Source organism: Pontibacter indicus (assembly GCF_900156345.1).
In the GTDB taxonomy this organism is placed as follows: domain Bacteria; phylum Bacteroidota; class Bacteroidia; order Cytophagales; family Hymenobacteraceae; genus Pontibacter; species Pontibacter indicus.
Genome location: NZ_FTPP01000001.1, coordinates 1,625,053 through 1,641,615, shown reverse-complemented (window position 1 = coordinate 1,641,615; position 16,563 = coordinate 1,625,053). Strand labels below are relative to the sequence as shown.

The 16,563-nt window shown below is 53.7% G+C and carries 12 protein-coding genes; 4 read left to right on the top strand and 8 right to left on the bottom strand.

From position 1 onward, the window contains the following. Positions 1-3: 3 nt before the first annotated feature. On the bottom strand, positions 4-1,038 hold the full coding sequence (locus B0B12_RS07040) for a FecR family protein (protein ID WP_076666943.1): 1,035 nt from the start codon (positions 1,036-1,038) through the stop codon (positions 4-6). Between the two features lie 142 nt (positions 1,039-1,180). After that, positions 1,181-1,744 carry an RNA polymerase sigma factor gene (locus B0B12_RS07035; RefSeq protein WP_076666942.1) on the bottom strand — a complete coding sequence of 188 codons (564 nt, stop codon included), beginning with the start codon at positions 1,742-1,744 and terminating at the stop codon, positions 1,181-1,183. 223 nt (positions 1,745-1,967) lie between these two features. On the opposite strand from B0B12_RS07035, the gene B0B12_RS07030 reads away from it, so the two are divergent. Beyond that, positions 1,968-4,787, top strand: a complete 2,820-nt coding sequence (locus B0B12_RS07030) for a DUF4961 domain-containing protein (RefSeq protein WP_076666940.1) — start codon at positions 1,968-1,970, stop codon at positions 4,785-4,787. Positions 4,788-4,869: 82 nt separating this feature from the next. Here the strand turns inward: B0B12_RS07030 and B0B12_RS07025 are convergent, their stop codons facing one another. Both B0B12_RS07025 and B0B12_RS07020 read right to left on the bottom strand, forming a co-directional pair. Continuing rightward, positions 4,870-6,327, bottom strand: coding sequence for a M48 family metalloprotease (locus B0B12_RS07025; RefSeq protein WP_076666938.1), 1,458 nt, complete (start codon positions 6,325-6,327; stop codon positions 4,870-4,872). A 137-nt stretch (positions 6,328-6,464) separates the two neighbouring features. Further along, entirely contained in the window at positions 6,465-7,106 is a 642-nt protein-coding gene (locus tag B0B12_RS07020; protein WP_076666937.1) for a dioxygenase family protein, read from the bottom strand. A gap of 292 nt (positions 7,107-7,398) precedes the next feature. Here B0B12_RS07020 and B0B12_RS07015 point away from each other — a divergent pair, with 292 nt between their 5' ends. Both B0B12_RS07015 and B0B12_RS07010 read left to right on the top strand, forming a co-directional pair. Beyond that, on the top strand, positions 7,399-8,286 hold the full coding sequence (locus B0B12_RS07015; RefSeq protein ID WP_076666935.1) for a hypothetical protein: 888 nt from the start codon (positions 7,399-7,401) through the stop codon (positions 8,284-8,286). A gap of 172 nt (positions 8,287-8,458) precedes the next feature. Next, positions 8,459-8,920: a DUF4268 domain-containing protein gene (locus tag B0B12_RS07010; RefSeq protein WP_076666933.1), complete on the top strand. Its 462-nt coding sequence runs from the start codon at positions 8,459-8,461 to the stop codon at positions 8,918-8,920. A gap of 8 nt (positions 8,921-8,928) precedes the next feature. Here B0B12_RS07010 and B0B12_RS07005 read toward each other — a convergent pair whose 3' ends face one another. Together B0B12_RS07005 and B0B12_RS07000 are read right to left on the bottom strand one after the other, a co-directional pair. Beyond that, positions 8,929-9,159 (bottom strand): DUF3820 family protein, encoded by a 231-nt coding sequence (locus B0B12_RS07005; RefSeq protein WP_076666932.1) that lies wholly within the window; start codon positions 9,157-9,159, stop codon positions 8,929-8,931. Between the two features lie 96 nt (positions 9,160-9,255). Then, positions 9,256-10,116 carry a bestrophin family protein gene (locus B0B12_RS07000; RefSeq protein WP_076666930.1) on the bottom strand — a complete coding sequence of 287 codons (861 nt, stop codon included), beginning with the start codon at positions 10,114-10,116 and terminating at the stop codon, positions 9,256-9,258. A gap of 252 nt (positions 10,117-10,368) precedes the next feature. Here B0B12_RS07000 and B0B12_RS06995 point away from each other — a divergent pair, with 252 nt between their 5' ends. After that, positions 10,369-11,133, top strand: a complete 765-nt coding sequence (locus B0B12_RS06995) for an oxygenase MpaB family protein (RefSeq protein ID WP_076666928.1) — start codon at positions 10,369-10,371, stop codon at positions 11,131-11,133. A gap of 61 nt (positions 11,134-11,194) precedes the next feature. Here the strand turns inward: B0B12_RS06995 and B0B12_RS06990 are convergent, their stop codons facing one another. Together B0B12_RS06990 and B0B12_RS06985 are read right to left on the bottom strand one after the other, a co-directional pair. Continuing rightward, positions 11,195-12,256, bottom strand: coding sequence for an ArsO family NAD(P)H-dependent flavin-containing monooxygenase (locus B0B12_RS06990; RefSeq protein WP_076666927.1), 1,062 nt, complete (start codon positions 12,254-12,256; stop codon positions 11,195-11,197). Positions 12,257-12,545: 289 nt separating this feature from the next. Then, the gene (locus B0B12_RS06985) at positions 12,546-15,821 is read right to left on the bottom strand and encodes a S41 family peptidase (RefSeq protein ID WP_076666925.1); all 3,276 of its coding nucleotides are present in this window, start codon (positions 15,819-15,821) and stop codon (positions 12,546-12,548) included. Between the last annotated feature and the right edge of the window lie 742 nt (positions 15,822-16,563).

The window sequence follows — 16,563 nt, the reverse complement described above, 5'->3', positions numbered from 1 at the left end:
TTTTTATAGTGAGCTAATGTATATGGTATTCTCTTGTTGGGTGATTTTCAGTTCAAATGTCTCAGCCAGTGTGTTCAGAATGTCTTCAGGGCGCTTTACTTCCAGAAAGGCGGTGATGCGCTGCCCGGAAAGCTCTTGGCCACTGAATTCTACTTTATAGCCATACTGCTGCTCGATCAGTGCGCCTACTTCACGCAGCGTGTAGTCATCAAAATATAGTTTGTTTTCCTGCCAAGCAGTGTATAGGTCGGGGTCTACGTGTCGGTGGCTGAGGGCACCCGCTGCAGACACTGTGATCAGGTCGCCGGGCTGCATCTCCGTTTGTTTGGTTGCCCCGTTTTGGGTGGTGCTCAGCCTTACTTTGCCGCTCGAAAGTACAACCCTGTCTTCCTGGCCGCGGTCATATACGTTAAATTCGGTTCCGAGTACATTAATTTCGGTGCCTTTGCTGGTTGTTACGATAAACTGCTGTCTGTTAGCCTGCTGTGTTACCGAGAAAAACGCCTCGCCGCGCAATTCCACTTTTCGGGGTCTGTTACGCTCCCATTTTTCAGGAATAGTTATACTTGAATTGGCGTTAAGTACTATTACGGATTTGTCAGAGAATTGGATGGTGCGTTTCTCGCCATAAGCAGTGGCATAGGTCATAGAATCAGTGCTTTGGCGGGTGAAGAGTAGGGCGGCTGATGCAAGCAACAGGATAACGGCGGCAGCTGCCGACAGCCAGGTTTTGCGGCTATACCCCAAAAGGGAGAACACGCTTCCGCCATCGGTTCCGCGCTCCCGGTCTTGCTGCATCGCTTCCTGCAGTTGCTCCCAAACCAGCTGCGCGTCCTCATCAGCGCTGTGGTCGTCGGCCTGCTCCTGCGACAGCAACAGCACCAAACGACGCGCCTCGGCCAGTTCCTCCGCCTTTTCAGGATGCTGCTCGGCTACCTGCGTCCAGTATAGCGTGCGCTCCTGCGTAGGGTACTTGACCCATTGGATAAAGTCGTGGTCGGCTGCGAGTTCAGCTGCAGTGGCTGTTGCGTAGTTCATGTCGGGCGTTTTGTTGCGATGCGGTTTTAGCAGGTATAGGTGCTCTCCTTATACAATAGCCTGCCTCCCCGGAAATTATCCCTCCAGGCAGCGAAATTTTTTTTAAAGTTTGGTAAAAGATTGTAAGTGAGGATGGTAAATTTTAAAAGAGCAGCATGAAAAGCAGGAGGGCACCGTGGTGCAGCAGCTGCTGAAGCCGGGCAATGGCCTTGTAAGTGGTCTTGTATACGGAGTCCTGCCCGATGCCCATGATGGCGGCAATCTCGTCGTATTTGAGGTTGGCGTAGTATTTCAGGAAGATAACCTCCCGCTGCCGGGCCGGAAGCTGTGAGAGCAGCTCCGCCATGCGCTGGCGCGTCAGTTCGGCTGTCTGCAGCTGGATCAGGGTCTGTTCATGGGAGTCCTCTTGCTCGAGGTGATAGTTTTCAGGCAGGGCCTCGTGCTGCCTGTCGCGATTGCTTCTTTTGATGACTTCGTTCCGGATGGATTTGAGCAGGTAGTGCTGCACACTGGCAGGGTTGCCCACCGTAGTGCGGCTTTTCCACAGGCTAAAGAATACCTGTTGCAGGCAATCGCGTATAAGCTCTTTGTCGGGCGTGATCCGGTTGCCGTAGCGCAGCATGATGGGAGCAAAATGACGGTACAGCAGCGAAAAATCTTCTTCGCTTCCCGCTTTAAACCTGTCCCAGACTTCCTGCTCGTTCATGCGCAATTGCACCCTAAGTGAAACGGATTACAACAATTATATCAGAATTTAATTTGAAATCATACCTTTAGGCTCTGAATAATATACAAACTTATCTGTTGTTATAACACTTAATACGACACATGGCCGCTCTTGCCATGTCGGACAATTGCTGTTATGACCCGGAAGAGTTGCCGGCCTGCTGCTTTATACCTGAATTTCTGTTTTTTATACTTATCCCTTTATGGCAAACAAATACTACTATCGTTTGTTGGTGCTTTTTATTTTTTTATCAGGTATAGCCTGGCAGGCAAAGGCGCAGGCGGTGCAGACCATACCTGAGTTTCCCAACGGCGACCAGGAAATCACTTTAATTTTTGATCTGAAACAGGCCAAGGACGGGCGAGCGGCGGGGCTGCTGGGCAAAACCGACGATGTATACCTGTGGTCGGGTGCAGGTGTGGTGGGCAACAGCAATGCCTTCCAGTACCAACCGGCCGGACAAACGAGCTTCAACCAGCCTTTCAATCCGGGCAAGATGACCTCGCTCGGCAACGACCGCTGGCAGATCAAACTTACGCCACGCACCTACTTCGGCGTACCGGCCGGGCAGACCATCGACAAGCTGGGCTTGCTGCTCAAAAACGGCAGCGGCACAGCCCAGACCGAGGATTTTATCATCAAGATCTACGACGGCAGTCTGCAGATCGCCCTGCAGGAACCGGAGCAGCAGAACTTTTTCGTGGCGGCCAACAGTGCTATACCTGTGCGGGCGGTTGTTTCTGCTGCAGCCGATGTCACGGTGAAGCTGGACAATACCGTAATATACAGCGCCTCCAACACCGACCAAGTACAGACCAGCGTGAATGCCGGCAACCAGCAGGGCGTGCTGCGTACCGTCACCATCGAAGCAAAGCGCGGTACAGAGACTGCAACCCAAACCTTCACATTTCGGGTGAGGCCGCAACCGGTGGTGGCCGCGCTGCCGGCAGGTATGCGCGATGGTGTGAACTATACCAGTGCCACCACAGCCACACTGGTGCTTTTTGCCCCGCATAAGCAGTTTGTGTACGCCATCGGGGAGTTTAACAATTGGGAAACTTCGCCGGCATACCTGATGAAGCGCACCCCAGACGGCAACCGCTACTGGATCGAGCTGAGCAATCTGCCGGCCGGGCAGGAGGTAGCCTACCAGTATTTGGTGGATGGCACCCTGGCCGTGGCCGACCCTTATACCGAAAAGATTCTGGACCCGGCCATGGACCAGTACATACCAACCAGCACCTATCCCAATCTGAAAGCCTACCCGGCAGGGGCGGAGGGCATCGTGTCGATCCTGCAGACAAACCAGCCCGGCTATACCTGGAAAGTGACGAATTTCGAGAGGCCGGACCCGGAAAACCTGGTAATTTACGAACTGCACGTGCGCGACTTCATCGAGGCACGCAACTACAAGGTGCTGGCCGATACGCTCACGTACCTTAAAAGGCTGGGTATAAATGCCATTGAGCTGATGCCGGTGATGGAATTCTCGGGCAACGATTCCTGGGGCTACAACCCGATCTTCTTTTTCGCGCCCGACAAAGCCTATGGGACCAAAAACGACCTGAAGGCCTTCATCGACAAGGCACACGAAATGGGCATCGCCGTGATCCTGGACATCGTGCTCAACCAGGCCGATTATGAGTACCCTTATGTGAAAATGTACTGGGACGGCAACCAGCCGGCCGCTAACAGTCCCTTTTTTAACCAGCGGGCTACGCACCCTTTCAGCGTTTTCTTCGACTTTAACCACGAGAGCGAGGCGTCCAAGGCCCTTGTGGAGCGCGTAAACCGCCACTGGCTGGAAGAATACAACATCGACGGCTACCGCTTCGACCTGTCGAAAGGCTTTACGCAGAAAAACACCGGCGATAACGTGGGCTCCTGGAGTGCCTATGACGCCGGCCGCATTGCCACCTGGAAGCGCATTTACGACGAGATCAGGAGCTACGATGAAACGGCCTATGTCATACTGGAGCACTTTGCCGACAACCAGGAAGAGCAGGAGCTGGCTAGCTACGGCATGCTGTTCTGGGGCAACCACAACCACGACTACCGTAATCTGGCCAAAGGCGTACAGGCCAATCCGCAGGGTATCTCCTACAAGGTGCGGGAGTGGGAGCAGCCCCACCTGATCGGGTACATGGAGAGCCACGACGAGGAGCGCATGGTGTATGATGTGGTGCAGAATGGCAACCGCAACGGCAGCTATAACACCCGCACCCTGGCCACGGCCCTCGACCGCGCCAAACTGGCCGCCACTTTCTTTTTGCCTATACCTGGCCCTAAGATGATCTGGCAGTTCGGTGAACTGGGCTATAATGTGTCGATCGACCAGAACGGGCGCACCGGTCAGAAACCGATCCGTTGGGAGTACCAGCAGCAGCCCGACCGGCAGAAGCTCTACCAGGTATACGCCGAGCTGATCAAGCTTAAACTAAATGAGCCAGCTTTCGCAACCGACGATTTTGAGCTGCAGTTGAACGGACAGGTGAAGCGCATCTTCCTCTTTCACGACGACATGAATGTGTTCATAGTCGGTAATTTTGACGTGCGGGCGCAGCAGGTGAATGCCAATTTCCCAAAAACCGGGGCCTGGTACGATTACTTCACTGGTCGCGAAAACATGATTGACGACCCTGGGCAGGTCATGGAACTGCAGCCCGGCGAGTTTCATATCTACACCTCCAAAAAGCTTGCAACGCCACAGCCCGGCCTTGTGCCCTGGCAGGGACTGGTGCTCTCAGCTGAGGAGGAACTGGCCGAACGGGGCGTGACCGTCTACCCGAACCCCATGCAGGAGGCCACTTTGCTGCACCTCGATGGCGACTACCGTGGTCCGGTGCAGGTACAACTGGTGGATATGACGGGTCGCCAACTGCAGCAGGTTCGTTTTCTCAAGCACCTGCAGAGCCACCAGGAGCAGCTCCGGTTGCAGCGGGTGCCAGCTGGCATCTACTACATGCAGGTAGAGCAGGGAGGTAAAAAGTCGGTGCACAAGCTGCTCAAGGTAAGCGAATAGGCGCCTGACCAACAGGTATAGCTAAAAACAAAAAGCCCTGCTTCCGGATAGGAGGCAGGGCTTTTCTTTGGGATTGTTGTCCCTATTTCTTCACGACTTTGATCAGGGTGCCGGCAGGCAGCTGGTCGCTTAACTGCATGCCGTTGAGCACGGCCAGCTCGTTGTGGCGGTTGTCCGGCATGTTGTGGCTGCGCAGCGCCTGGGCCAGTGTGGAGGCTTTCGAAACCGTTACGATGCTAATGCGCTCGGGTTTGCGGTTCAGCTTGTCCGGGTCCGACAACACTTTGAAGCTCTGCATGCTGCTGCTGAAAACCTGGAAGTAGTTGTTGAAATTCTGTACCGTAGTGATCCCCATCAGGCTGTAGATGTTACCGCCATGCTGGATAAAGTAGGTGAGCGTGCGCAAGGGTTGCTGCTGTTGTTGCTGTTGCTGCTGCTGTTGTTGCGGGTCAGCCACCACAGCAATGGCAGGCAGGCCGTTTACGGTTACCTGCTTGCTTTCAACAGGCTGCAGGCCGTAGTTCTGCAACGACTGCTGGGCGGCCTCCTCCAGGCTGTTGCCGGGCACGAGGGTCAGACCCATCACGGCGCTTCCGTCCTTCGGACCCATCTGCACCTGCTGCGGGGTGTTCTGGTAACCCCATCCAGATGGTATCGAAAACTGGAACTTGAGTTCAGGATGGTAGAAAACGCTGTTCTCGACAAAGCCCTGCTTGGGGTCTTCGCCATAAATCAGGCCATCGATCATTTTCAGGTAGCTGTTGCGGCCCACTTTCGGGTCGGTCAGGTTCTGCTTTCGTTGCTCCGCGTCTGCCAGCTGGTGCACGGTATTGTAACGGTCGCCCGGGTCGGGGTGCGACGATAGGAGCGATGGGATCGCCTGTCCGCCTTCCTCTTGCTTGCGTTGCAGGGTGGTGAAGAAATCAGCCATTTCGGAGGCGTCGTAGCCGATCTTGGTCGAGTACTCCACGCCCAATTTGTCCGACTCCCGTTCCGCGTCTCGGCTATACTTGAGCATCAGCAGGCCGAGTCCCTGTGACACTTCCTGGCCGTACTGCGCAATGGTGGGCGACAGGATCATGCCAAGCAGGAGTCCGCCCTGCGCCAGGATGGACTTGCTTTGCTGCTGTGCCGAGTGCCGCGCCGTGATGTGACCGATCTCGTGACCAAGCACCCCGGCAAACTGCGCCTCGTTGTTGAAGTGGGCCATAATGCCGCGCGTGAAATACACGTAGCCGCCCGGCACAGCAAAGGCGTTGATCACAGGCGAGTCCACGATCTTGAACTCGTAATTGAGGTTGTTTCGGTGCGAGACCTTGGCCATTTGCTGGCCTTTTTCGTTAATGAAGCGCTGCAGGGTGGGGTCTTCGTATAGTCCAAACTGCGCTACAATCTGCGGGTCCGCTTCCTTGCCGAGGGCAATTTCCTGACTCTCCGACATGAACATCACGTCTTTTTTGCCCGTTACCGGGTTGGTCTGGCAGGAACTGCTTATCAGGAACACGGACGCCACTAATCCGGATATGATTTTCTTTCTCATCGTTTTATCTTTTTAGGCCTCTCGTTTACAGCCAAAAATGGCAGCTATATGGCAGAGGCTGAATATGTAACAAGCAACGATAATGCAATTTTTAAGTTGCGGGAAAGGCCTGTCTGATATCGTGAAGCCATTTTTTGCTAGGGAGTGTAGTCAGGGATGTGCAGCCCCAGCGTGATATCCCGGTTAGCGACGAGCAGATCGCCCTGACGCTGTAGTGTGACGATGCCGGAGCCGCCACGCCCGGGACGGGCATTGCGCACTTCAGGTGTCAAGAGCGGGTCGTCTTCAAATAGAAAATCATCCAGGTAATATTCGTTTTTGTCGGGCTCCTTCACCGTGACGTGGATGTGGGCCGGTTCATCGCGGGAAGGGTAGGTGCCGGGCCGGGTCGTGTAAAACGTATACCTGCCATCGGCTCCCGTCCGGGTCCAGCCCCTCAGGTAGCCGTGCCGTCTGGCCCAGCCTGATTCGTTTCCTCTTTTGGGGTAGATGCCTGTGCTGTCGGTGTGGTAGATGTACAGGATCACATCCCGGGCAGGCGTTTTGCCATCCGGCAGGTATACGGTACCTGTCAGTTTGAGCTTGTTTTTGGCATTGGGATGAAAGCCGGTCAGCGTGTCAGTCGGGCTGAGCTGTTTGTCGCCAAATTCATGCAGCGCCTCGCATCCTTCGCAGGGGCCTCCTACGTGGCGGGCAGGCTGCCGGGTTTCCTGCTTGTCCTGTGCCTGGCAACTTGCCGCCGCAAAAAGCATCAGGTATAGGAGAATCGTTTTTCGCATGGGGCTTCTCGGTTAATATTTTGGGTAATTGCCTGGTTGTAAGTACCGCTTCTTAAGGCAGTGTAGTAGCTTATTATGGTGTGTTGATAATCTGTCATTGCGTTCTGTAGGAGCAGCGGAGACAGATCACTCAAAGCCTGTTAGCTTATGCACCGTAGTACTTGCTCGATTTTATAAGTGATTTTTATATAATATTATTTATGAGAATCTAATATGTAATATGAATTTTACGTTTAATATATGATTTGTATATGTAATTGAAAGCTAATTTTTCATCCGTAACTTCTTGACTATGAAATCAAACCTATGCGTCCTTCTCATTTTATGCCTTTTCTTAGGTGCATGCGATAAAGACCCACATGTGGAAGAGGAAACGGCAGCAACTGATTGTTTGGTACAACAGGTAATTCGCTATCATACTTCACAGCAAAGCGGCCAGCCACTAGGTCGGACGAAGCATGTTTTTTCTTATGACAACCAGCACAGGGTTACGCAAATGGTGAGTACAAGTATGGAGAGCAGCACAGCAGATTATGAGGCTATTACGACTTACCGTTATGATAGCAAAGGAAGAGTTGCTGAAATAAAACTAACCAGTACTTATGATGGCCCTGGTAATGAAACGATCATATCTTTTGAATATAATGAGCAGGGGCAATTAGTGTTGAGGAGACATTTTAGTGCAATAGTGAATTGCCCCACCATTGAAGTCATAAGAGTAGAGTATACCTATGGGGCTGCAAACGAGCCGGACTCAGCAGCGTTTTACTCTATGAGACCTTGGAAAGGACCTGAGTTATTCCATAATCTATCATACAAATACACGTATGCCAATGGTGTGATGACACGTGTAAAGACATATCCTATCGATCCGGAATTTCAATTTCTGCCCTATGAAGATGATATCAGGTATGACAAGGGGAAAGCACCTTTCTCAGCATCGCCGGCGCAGCTTGCCCTTATGCTGGAGTATGATGTTGACATCCTTGCGTTGAATTTACCTCAGCTTCATAATATTACGAGCGTAACCAGATGGAGTGAAGACGGTCAGCTACATCGTGCATACGATCTACAGTATACTTTCTCTGATAAAGGGTACCCCCTTACAGTACGACAGAAATATTCGCAAGGCAGTTATGTAGAGGATAACTTCGAGTATACCTATACCTGCTCAAAGTAAGCTTTAGGGTTGAAAAGGTACGCATCCGAAACTGAGCCGCAGCCTTCGCCGCCTGTTCGGGTTTTATTTTTCGTGATTATCCCTTGGTTAAGCTGTGCAGGGAAAGTATTATCATTACTACTGTTCATCAGTATACCTTGCTAATCAGCCAGGCAATCGCCAATTTTACCCCATGTATACACGCGAACAGGCATCTAAACTCAGGCAGGCATTCTGGACAGCATTCGGGCAGTACATGTCCCCCGTGCTGTCGGCAGAAGGAATGCCCACTAACTGGATCAACTACAAGACGGGACTGAAGAACGTGTACTTCCGCATGCAGGCCGACAAAAAGCTGGCCACCATCGGCATCGAAATGACGCAACCGGACCCGGAGATTCAGCAAATGTTCTTTGAGCAGTTTGAGGCCCTGAAGGAGATGCTGCACGAGGCGGTAGGAGAGGAGTGGATATGGGACCTGCATACCTACGACGAGAACGGCAAAGTGATTAGCCGCATTTATACCGAGCTGAGGGGGGGGAGCGTGTTCAAACAGGACGACTGGCCCGCGCTCATCTCTTTTTTCAAACCCCGCATCATGGCCCTGGACGCCTTCTGGAACGATGCCAAATACAGTTTCGATGAGCTGCGCTAAGTTTAGCCTTAGCGCTTAGAGGCCTGCCGCTTGATCGGCTCCAGCAGGTATTCGAGTCCGTTGATCTTGATCTCGTAGAGGGTGGCCAGCAGCATACCGAGTTTGCCGGGCGGGAAGCCTTCGCGGGCAAACCACTCCAGGTATGAGACCGGCAAATAGCACAGCACCGTGTCTTTGTATTTGCCAAAAGGCATTTTCATTCGCACCAGGTCGGTGAGCATGGAGGAGTCGGGTTGCATAGGCTTTCTGATTTTCCGAAAGATAAGGTATGGCAGGGAGCTACAACGAATTCTGAGCGGAAGGTGAGCTACGTATTTTTTTGCCTGGCCTGAATTTTAGTCCAGCACCTCGCTTACGTGCTTGCGGATGTTGTGGCAGATCTGGTCAATGGGCAGGTCATTGGGGTCGGTGCCGAACGGATTCTCGATCTCTTCGGCAATCAGCTCCAGGCTGGCCAGCGCATACAGGATCAGGATCACGACCGGTATTACGTAATAGCTCAGGCTGAATACCCAGCCAAAAGGCAGGGTCATGACATAGAAGAAAATGAACTTCTTGATGAAGACACTATAAGTATAAGGTATAGGCGTGTTCTTGATGCGTTCGCAGGCACCGCAGTGTTCTGTCAGGGCTTTCAACTCTTCGTTGAGCACCAGCAATTGGGCCGTGTCAATTTTCCCCTGGGTGTACATGGCGTTCAGGCGCGCATACATACCGGCTGCTACCTGGTTGGGGAGGTGTTTTTCCTTTTTCAGATCCAGCACCGGGTCCAGCTCGCGGAAGTCCTCGTTTTCGCGGAGTAGGTATTTCAGGGCGAAGGCGTAATTGGGAACCATCAGCCTGAAAAAACGGCGGTCGTCCTTGTCGGTGGCAATCGCCTGTAGCTTAATGGCCAGGTTACGTGAGCTGTTGGTGATGCCGCCCCATATCTTGCGGCCTTCCCACCAGCGGTCGTAAGCCGTGTTGGTGCGAAACACGAGCAGGAGCGAAATCACAAAACCCAGCACGTTGTGCATCATCCCAACATTGCGTATGTACTGTGTTTCAGAAAGATGCAGGAAATTCAGCTCCAGGTAGGCAACAACACCGGCGTAAATGCCAACCCCGATCATGAGCGGCAACAGCTTCCGGAAGGTATCGGCCTTCGAAAGCTGGAAGATAAAAACGAACCAGTCTTTGGGGTTGTAGTTGATCATAAAAAAAATCCGCTTAGCCCGTCCCTAAGTGAGTGGGCAGGCTAAGCGGGGTTCAGTTTGGCTAAAAGCTGAGCCTAAAGATAAGAACAAAAATTTTTAGCGTGCAAGCCCTGTTTCTTAAAATAAGTATATCTTTTTATATATGTATTTGATTTTCAGACTAATAAAGTTGCCCTGTGTTAAACAAAGCACTTTATAAAGGAAATAGCACTTCAGTCAGCACATTTTGACCTATCCCTTTGTTCTCTCCATATGGAATATTTTGTAAAGCAAGGCAGCGTGGTGCGCGAGATCTGGGGAAAGGGCGATACCATCCTGTTTATTTTTGCAGGCGCCTCTGCCGAGTTCGCCCTCAACAAGGCAGTGGACTGGCTCTATTTCACCGGAAGGTTGCCCGCGGATCCGCTGGGGCGCCTGTTCTCGACGGTTGGCTATGCCCGGCAGATCGTTTTCTCCAGCATGGAAGGAGCGCACAAGGCAATCGATACCATGGCCAAGATACACGCAGGGGTGGAGGCAAAACGCGGCATGGCCATACCTGACTGGGCCTACCGCGACGTGCTCTTTATGCTCATCGACTATTCCATCCGTTCTTTTGAGTTGCTGGAGCGGCCGTTGACCGAGCTTGAAAAAGAGCATGTGTTTGAGGTGTTCTGGCGGGTGGGTGCCCGCATGGGCCTGCAGGGGCTGCCGGACGATTACCCAACCTGGCTACACATGCGACAGCGCCACCTGGAGGAAAACCTGGCGCCCAGCCATTTCACAACCGACTTGTACAAGCAGTACCGCAAGCACCTGGGGCCTGTCAGGTATAGGCTGTTACTGGAGGGGCAGAAGTTGATTGTGCCTGATACCGTGCGCGAGCAGCTTGCCCTCGGCAAATGGTCGGCACTGAAGCCAGTGCTGCAGGTATATAAACTCAGTCGCCACCTGCGCGCCGACTGGCTGCTTAAATCCCTGATCCTGCCACCGGCCTATAAGAACGAGATCAAAGAACTGGATGTGCATCCCGCTTAACGAGATTGAGTTTATAGTTTCGCTTTTATGTTAAATAGAAGGTCGTTATACCTCTAACCTGCTATACCTGCTCCAGGTACTTTTCTATCTCTGCCACCGTCTGGCGGGCACTCCGGCCCACCCCGATGAGTGTAGCGGAGGCAAAGCCGGTCCAGTTGCCGTAGCCCACTAGCCAGAGGCCCGGCTGCTGTATTGATCGGGTGCCCTCTACAGCTGTTTTTCCCTTTGGGTCACGCTGCAGCTGCAGGCAGGCCAGGTGATCGAGGGCATACCCAAAGCCGGTGCACCAGATCACGGCATCTATTACTTCTTCCTGGCTATCCGGCCATACCACGCCCGTTGCCGTGAAGCGTTCGAAAGGCCGCACCGTCTGCAGCACGCCGCGCGTACGGGCCTCTTTCACAGTCGGCACCATCACAATGCTGCCCAGACTATACCTGTAGGGGTCGATGGGTTCGCCTTTTTGCATAGCATAATAGCGGGCTGAGGCCTGGTCGAAGAGCACACGCCCGTCCACATCATCGGGCAGAAAAGAAACCTCTTCCAGCGTCACCCAGCTCGTATCCGCCACTTTCGATACTTCCGCTAGGATCTGCGCACCCGAGTTGCCACCGCCAACGATCAGCACCCGTTTTCCTGCCAGCGTTTCCGGCGATTTATATTGGGAGGAGTGAAACTGAAGGCCTTCATATTGCTTAGAACCTTTGTAATGCGGAACAATCGGATCGCGGAAGGTGCCGGTAGCGCTGATGACGGTGCGGGCAAGGTATAGCCTTTGGTCGCACCGGATCTCAAACAGCCCATCTTTGTGGCACACATCCTGCACCCGCACCGGCCGCTCCAAAGGTATAGCATACCGCTGTTCGTACTGTGTGAGGTAGGAGATCACTTCTTCCCGTAAGGGATTCTCGCTTGTACTCTCGGGCATCAGCCAGCCGGGCAGACTGCTGAACATGGCAGGGGAGAAGAGGGTGAGGGAATCCCAGTAACTGCGCCAGGAAGCACCCGGCGCCGGCTGATCGTCCAGCAGTACGTAGTTCAGGTCCGCTCGGCGGAGGTAGTAGGCGCAGGCCAGGGCACTTTGTCCACCGCCAATCACGATAGTGTCGTAAATCTCTTGCATGCGGCTAAAGGTATAGTTATACTCTCTAAGTTAACTAAAAGTCTGGTAAGTTGAAGAACGCCATTCTCATTAAAGGATGTAGAGCCCACCCTGTCATCTCGACAGCATGGAGAGATCTGGATTTACACAGTGCATCAATACTATTTCAGATTTCTCCCAAATATAGCGCCCCTACCCCCAGGTCGAAATGACAGCAAAATGTTCAAGTGGAAAGCACTGAAAGAGAAAAAAGCCATACAAAACAAAAGCCCCGACTCATGCCGGGGCTTTTGCTATACCTGAGGGAGCGTTAGTTCTGAGCGCTTCCCTGTGCTTCTATGTCCTTGAGCAGCTCTTTCACGGCTGCCTCCAGCTGCTGGTCTTTGCCTTTGCTCACCAGCTCGTATTCGTTGGCTACTTTCACGTCTGGCTCGGTCTGCAGGTTCTCCAGGTACTGGCCCTGGATGTCCTTCACGCCCAGCGGCGGCACGCCCCAGCGCACGCTGCCGTTCTGCAGCATGGCCCAGCCGCCGAAGGTACAGGTGCCCGGCACCGGCATACCTACCAGCTTGCCCAGTTTCAGGTCGATGTAGCTGTAGGCGAAGCAGTGGCCGTCGCTGTAGTTGGCTTCGTTGGCCAGCGCGATGCTCGGCTTGGTCCAGCGGAACGATGGCTCAAAACCAGTGGAGCGGGTGTCGGTGGTATAGTCGAGGAACTTCTTGCCGCTCAGGAACATGGCCAGATCGGCTACCAGGTCACCGCCGCCGTTGTTGCGGGTGTCCACGACCATGCCTTTGCGGTTGGCGTACTTGCCCATCACCTCTTCGTACACGGTGCGGTAGCTCGGATCGTTCATGCCCGGGATGTGCACGTAGCCCAACTGGCCGTTGCTCAAGCGATCTACTTCCTCGGCATTGCGGCGCACCCAGCGCTTGTAGAGCAGCGGGTTCTCTTCGCCCAGTGTAATTGGCTTCACGGTGATGTCACGGCTGTTCTTGCCGTTGGCGTCCGTTACGGTCAGCAGGGTGTTTTTACCTGCTTTGCGGTTCAGGTACTGCGACAGGTCTTTGTCTGGAGTAATCGTCTCGCCGTCGATCTTCTCGATGATCATGCCCGGCTTCAGGTTCAGGCCGGCCTTATCGAGCGGACCGCCCACGATGATCTCGTCCAGCTTGATGCCGTTGCCGGTATAGGTCTGGTCGTAGAAGATGCCCAACGAGGCCGTGGCATCGCCGTTCGGATCGTTTTTGAAGAAGCTGGCACCCGAGTGCGACACGTTCAGCTCGCCCAGCAGTTCGCTCAGCATCTCGGCAAACTCGTGGTCGTTGCTGATGTGCGGCAGGTAGTTCTCGTAATCAGCTTTCAGCTCGTCCCACTTGGTGTTGTGGAGGTTGGCGGTGTAAAAGGTCTGCTTGGTGCGGCGCCATACGTGCTCAAACATAAAGGCACGCTCCGCGGCAACATCCAAGTTCATCTCGCCGTCCACTTTCACGGTTTCCTGCTTGCTTGTGGCCGGGTCCAATTTGATAATCTTACCATCTGACTCCAGGAAGAGGTTCTTCTGCTCTTTGTCCCACACCATACGGGCGCGGTTGGCGTTCAGGGTCACTAGCATTTTGGTTTCCTTGCTGCGCAGGCTCGTCGACCACAGGTTGAAGCCTTTTTCAAAGCGGGCCAGGTAGTAGAGCGTCTCGCCGTCTTTCGACACCAGGGCGTCAGACAGGCTGGAGGAGTGTAGCGTCAGTTTCGCTTTGCGGTTGGTGATGCCGTCCCAGTCGATCTGCAGCGCTTCTTTTTTAGGAGCCTCTTCTTTTTTCGCTTTCTTCTTATTCTTGTCCTGCTCTTTTTCTTTCTCCTTGTCTTTCGCCGCTTTTTCTTCCTGCTCTTTTACAAGGACATAATCCTCCTTGCTGAGTCTGAACTTGTCAAAAGCATCCTGGGTGAAGAACAGGGCATACACGTCGGCCTGGGCGCCGCCGCTGTTGGCCTGGCTGCGCATGCCGTCGCGGTTGCTGTTCCAGATCATCATCTTGCCGTTCATCATCCATTTCGGCGCGTAGTCGTTGTAGCCGCTTTCGGTCAGGTTGATCTTCTTGCCTTTGCCGTCAGCCGCGATGATGCCGACCTCGCCGTTTGCAAAACCAGGCTCCGAGTACTCGAACAGAATCCATTTGCCGTCCGGGCTCCAGCTGTAGTACTGGTCGTTGTCGCGCATCGAGAAGAGCTCCTGTGTGGTGAGCAGCGTGCGCACCTGCTTGCTGGCCAGGTTCAGAATCTTCAAGGTAGCGCGGTTTTCCAGGAAGGCAACCTCCTTGCCGTCCGGAGAGTACTGCGGATCGTAGTTTTCCTTGTCGTTTTCGATCAGGGGCGTTTCTTTGAGGAGGGTAGAGGCGTAGAAGTAAGGCTCCTCCGAACGCACGATGTCCGTTTTGTAGATCTTCCAGCTCTTGCCGCGCTCGCTTGCGTAGAGTAGCGATTTGCCATCCGGGGAGAAGCTCACGCTGCGCTCTTGCTCCGGCGTGTTGGTGATGCGCTTGGTCACGGAACCTTCCACAGCGCTCACAAACACCTCGCCGCGGTAGATGAAGGCCACTTCTTTTCCGTTAGGCGACACCGCCAGGTCGCTGATGCCATTGCCCACTTTCAGAATGCTCTCGTTATTGTTTCGGGCATCAGTCGCAATGCGGACGCTCACTTTCTGCGCCTGTCCGTTTGGCTTTTTGGTATAGAGCTCGCCGTTCTGGCTGAAGGAGAGCGTACCGTCCTTGGCAGCAGACAGGAAGCGAACCGGGTGCTTCTCGAAGTTAGTCACCTGCTCTGGTTTGGCAGGGCCCTGGGCCGCCATCCGGTACACGTTGAAAGTGCCGCTGGCCTCGCTCAGGAAGTAAATGGACTTTTCGTTATCGGCAAACACCGGGTTGCGGTCTTCGCCTTCGTAGGTCGTCAGCTTGGTGTGCTTGCCCGTCTTGGTGTCGTAGGACCAGATGTCGCGGGCTACGGAAGACACGTGGTGCTTGCGCCACTGGTTCTCGCCGCCTTTTCTGTCATGGTAGAGCATAGTGCTACCATCGCGGCTCAGCTTCACATCCTCGGCTGGCGTCGTAAGCACCTGCTTCACGCGGCCGCCTGTTACGGCTACCTGGTAGAGTTCTGAGTGATAGGCAGTCGGATACTGGCGGTTGCTGGCCGCGTCGAGGCGGCTAGAGCCGAAGTAGACCGTTTTGTTGTCGTGGCTGAACTCGTAGGGGAATTCATTGGCCGAGTGGAAGGTGATGCGCTGGGCAGCACCACCCGTGGCCGGCATCACAAAGATGTCGAAGTTGCCGTAGCGGTCGCTGGCAAAGGCGATGGACTTGCCGTCGTGGCTCCACACAGGCATGAAGTCATGCGCCTCGTGCAGCGTGAGCGGCGTAGCTGTGCCACCCGCAGCCGGAACGGTATAGAGGTCACCTTGATAGGTGAAAACGATGGTTTTGCCATCAGGGGAGATGGCAGGGTAACGCATCCAGGAGGGTGCGTCCTGCGCAGCCGCCGAAAACGCCGATCCGGCGGTCAGCAGTGCTGCCAGAGCAAATTTTCTGATCATAGAGTCTCGGATTGAAAGCCCCTAAATTAAGGATTTGTTGGGAATATAGAAGAGATAGTATGAATCGGGATATTCAGGACCGGAGGATTTGCAGGATTTTCGTGCAGAGACCGGAGAACCCCACCCCAGCCCTTGAAAACCTCCCCCAGCCCCTTCTTTGTCGAGGGCCCCGGCCCCAAAAACAGGAGGGGAGCTAAATAGCTCCGCTTGCGTCCATTCTGCTCTTTCGGACATCTATGTTCCCGCAAGTAGACGCTGTGGTATTGTAGCTTCAGTACCTGTTGAAATGTGTCATCCCCCTGCCCCCTTCGAAGGGGGACTTTTCTGCAGTACCGGGTCCAACCTCCCCTAACCTCTCCTAAAAACAGGAGGAGGACTTTAGCCGCTGCCACTTTTCAGGTAAAAGCGCTTTAACAAATGCCCATCGGCAGGTATGATTCTGTCATTTCGAACGCTAGTGAGAAATCTGGAGCCTGCTGCCGACTTGAAACTTCAGATCTCTCCCGCTGGTCGAGATGACATGGAGAAGTAGGTGTAGCACCGACATCCTTACAACAGTTGCTACAAAGCAATGACATCAGCCCGGTGCACCAGCGACGATTTTGTGTTTGAGCGGTCAGCGAGTTTAAAATCGTCTTGACTTTTTTGCCTACTTTTTTTGTCAAGAAAAAAAGTAGGTGCCCGCCGCACAGGCGTAGCACTAGCCCGCCGGGCAAGGCAAGCTATGAAACAAGTTGCTATA

Bases quoted from the DNA above. Each gene is read 5' to 3' on its own strand.
- B0B12_RS07040 (WP_076666943.1), bottom strand. From the start codon at position 1,038: ATGAACTACGCAACAGCCACTGCAGCTGAACTCGCAGCCGACCACGAC.
- B0B12_RS07035 (WP_076666942.1), bottom strand. From the start codon at position 1,744: ATGAACGAGCAGGAAGTCTGGGACAGGTTTAAAGCGGGAAGCGAAGAA.
- B0B12_RS07030 (WP_076666940.1), top strand. From the start codon at position 1,968: ATGGCAAACAAATACTACTATCGTTTGTTGGTGCTTTTTATTTTTTTA.
- B0B12_RS07025 (WP_076666938.1), bottom strand. From the start codon at position 6,327: ATGAGAAAGAAAATCATATCCGGATTAGTGGCGTCCGTGTTCCTGATA.
- B0B12_RS07020 (WP_076666937.1), bottom strand. From the start codon at position 7,106: ATGCGAAAAACGATTCTCCTATACCTGATGCTTTTTGCGGCGGCAAGT.
- B0B12_RS07015 (WP_076666935.1), top strand. From the start codon at position 7,399: ATGAAATCAAACCTATGCGTCCTTCTCATTTTATGCCTTTTCTTAGGT.
- B0B12_RS07010 (WP_076666933.1), top strand. From the start codon at position 8,459: ATGTATACACGCGAACAGGCATCTAAACTCAGGCAGGCATTCTGGACA.
- B0B12_RS07005 (WP_076666932.1), bottom strand. From the start codon at position 9,159: ATGCAACCCGACTCCTCCATGCTCACCGACCTGGTGCGAATGAAAATG.
- B0B12_RS07000 (WP_076666930.1), bottom strand. From the start codon at position 10,116: ATGATCAACTACAACCCCAAAGACTGGTTCGTTTTTATCTTCCAGCTT.
- B0B12_RS06995 (WP_076666928.1), top strand. From the start codon at position 10,369: ATGGAATATTTTGTAAAGCAAGGCAGCGTGGTGCGCGAGATCTGGGGA.
- B0B12_RS06990 (WP_076666927.1), bottom strand. From the start codon at position 12,256: ATGCAAGAGATTTACGACACTATCGTGATTGGCGGTGGACAAAGTGCC.
- B0B12_RS06985 (WP_076666925.1), bottom strand. From the start codon at position 15,821: ATGATCAGAAAATTTGCTCTGGCAGCACTGCTGACCGCCGGATCGGCG.